The organism is Streptomyces thermovulgaris, from assembly GCF_002155915.1.
GTDB classification, from domain to species: domain Bacteria; phylum Actinomycetota; class Actinomycetes; order Streptomycetales; family Streptomycetaceae; genus Streptomyces; species Streptomyces thermovulgaris.
In genome coordinates this window covers 1-2,518 of the sequence record NZ_MUME01000300.1, presented here as the reverse complement: position 1 = coordinate 2,518, position 2,518 = coordinate 1, and the positions used below count along the sequence as shown (strand labels likewise).

Below are 2,518 nucleotides of genomic sequence, written 5' to 3'. Positions count from 1 at the left end.
CTCAAGACCAGCGCCGGCACCCACGTCCAGACCACCGCGGTCAACCGCTGGACGACACAGCACGCCACCGTCCACAACCTCACCGTCAACAATCTTCACACGTACTATGTGTTGGCGGGCGATGCGCCAGTACTCGTTCACAACACCAACTGTGGTAACCGTAAGCATGACAAGGCTCGTGGCGCTGCAGGTGTCGACGAAATGACGGCGACATTTGAACGATTCTACAAACGATCGGACATCTACAGCGAAACCTACGGGAATGGGCTTAAGTTGTGGACTCCCTATGGCGTGCGCGAGGTGGATATTGCAATCAAGAACGCTGATGGGGGCCTTGACCTCTACGAGATAAAGGTTAATAAGTCTAATTACACGAGGGTGCAACGAAGGAAGGATGCATGGCTGGAGAAGACATATGGCTTCAAGACCACAGTGATCCGTCGCGGTACTGAGTGCCCGATATGCAATCCTAAGCACCCTTAGGAGGGGGCCTTGAGCAGCGATTTTGGCTTCTGGAAGCACGGTGTCGGAAATCCTGAGGAGATTTTCGACAGGCTTGCCGAGGGGGATACTTCCGGCCTGACGTCCAGCGATGACGTGTTGCGTTTCCGTGAGGAGTTGCTGAGCCGCTGGCCGGACATGAAAGATGTGCTAGAACCTTCGGAGTTCGATCTGGAGGAAAGTCCAGAGGACGCCCTGAAGTATGCTCTCCTCACCTTTTCAGTTCGGCAACTGGATTACCTTCCCCAAGTGATCGAGTTGGCGAAGAAGCATGGCCTTTCGGGGTTCAGCGGGGTGGCTGGCGAGCCTATTTACTGAATCTGTAGAGGTGATTGCCCCGCATATTTTTGCCAACGAATGTGCGGGGCGGTCGCATGTCTGACATCAATGATCATGCTGCCGCTCGAGTCGGCATTAATTCGAAATGCTTCGATTGAAGATCCATTGATGGTGCGCGATTGAAAGACTTTTACCCTTTGGTTTGTGGGTGGTGAAGGATGGTGCTCAGGGAATGAAGTGGCAAGGCTTCTGTTCATTGCGGTCGATGATCTTGCCGTCGACGTCTCGACTTGGGGGGGTCTGTTGACCTCATGTCAGTGAAAGCCCGCCTTCCCCTTGGTGAGTGGCAGACGTGGAGGAGCTGGAGTGCCTCATAAAATCGCTGAACTGCAGACTCCTTGGATCCGCGCTCAGTTAATCGACTGGCGGGTCAGGCTGAGCGATAAGGGTTGGCAGGAGGAGAACTGGATGTCGAGGAATCCAGGCAATTCCGGTCTCGATGAGGCGCTAGATTTCTTCGATGACTCCGGCGTTCTCGCGGAACCATGCGGGAAGCTGGGTTTCGTCCTCATTGATGAAGAGGAAGTTGCAGCTATGCAGGCACTGAATTTGGTGCTGGACCGCGCGATTTCTGCACCGTCATCGTCTGATGCGGAAATCATCCAAACGCGGGTATGGGATGATGTCATTGGCGCTGCCCGTAGGGCTCTCATCGCAATGGGTCAGGAAACTCACTAAGCACTGAGCGTTTCTCATCCTGTGGTTCGTGGGTGATGGCGGCTGGTGGTCGAGGACCGTAACGCGGCAGGGCTCCTGGCCGTTGCGGCTGGTGATCTCACTCGCCAACCTCTCGACACAGGAGCCCTGTTGATCCCGTATCGTGCCATGCTCGACGTCCCGCACGAGGTCGTGGAGCACATTTCCTGGCTCATCTACGCCCGAAGGTGTGAGCTGAACTCCCGCCAGCGCAAGCTGGGCTGCTTCCGGCAGGCCCTGCTGGTCCTGGTGCACCTGCGCAAGAACGAGACCCCGGCCCAGCTCGCAGCAGCCTTCGGTGTCTCCACCGCCACCGCCGGCCGGTACGTGAACGAAACGGCCGGCCTCCTCGCCGAGCACGCCCCGAGCCTGCACCAGGCCCTGCACAAGCCGCCGCCGGAGGGGTTCGTCATCCTCGACGGCACCCTGACCGCCACCGACCGCATCCGTGCGGACGAGCCGTACTACTCGATGAAGCACCGCCGTCACGGGATGAACGTGCAGGTCGTGGCCGCCCCGGACGGAACACCGCTGTGGTTCTCGCGCGCACTGCCCGGCCGCACCCACGACCTGACCTCCCCCAGCCTTCGGCCGGGGGCACCCCCAGCCCGCGCACACGGTGTGATCCAAGCCTGCCTGTCCCACCAACTCCTGGTCCTGGCCGACCGCGCCTGTCAGGGCGCCGGCGCCACCGTCCGCACCCCGTATTACGGACACCGCGACCTGCCCGAGCACTACCAGCGATACAACCGGGACCACACCCGCCTGCGCGCCCCGGGCGAACGCGCCTTCGCCCGCCTCAAACAATGGCGGATCCTCCGCAAGGCCCGCTGCAGCACCAACCGCATCGGCCGCACGGTTGCCGCCGTTCACGCCATCGAGATCGCCTGGCGCTCAGGATGAGAAACGTTCACTGAGGTTTTCTCAACGCCTTTCGTTCCATGCGTTGTTGAGGACGAGGGCGGCCTGAGCGATGGCTCCG

At 59.8% G+C, this 2,518-nt stretch carries 4 protein-coding genes; all 4 read left to right on the top strand.

The genetic code is table 11. The annotated features are described in order from the left end of the window. The coding region (locus CCN35_RS21720; RefSeq protein WP_143631730.1) for a hypothetical protein at positions 1-483 on the top strand (483 nt) is incomplete at its 5' end. Positions 484-492: 9 nt separating this feature from the next. Next, complete coding sequence (locus CCN35_RS21715) at positions 493-819, top strand: hypothetical protein (RefSeq protein WP_067400737.1); 327 nt, start codon at positions 493-495, stop codon at positions 817-819. Positions 820-1,146: 327 nt separating this feature from the next. Continuing rightward, on the top strand, positions 1,147-1,518 hold the full coding sequence (locus tag CCN35_RS28140) for an SCO4402 family protein (RefSeq protein WP_143631727.1): 372 nt from the start codon (positions 1,147-1,149) through the stop codon (positions 1,516-1,518). 147 nt (positions 1,519-1,665) lie between these two features. Continuing rightward, positions 1,666-2,439, top strand: coding sequence for a transposase family protein (locus tag CCN35_RS21710; RefSeq protein ID WP_079130062.1), 774 nt, complete (start codon positions 1,666-1,668; stop codon positions 2,437-2,439). Positions 2,440-2,518 lie beyond the last annotated feature (79 nt).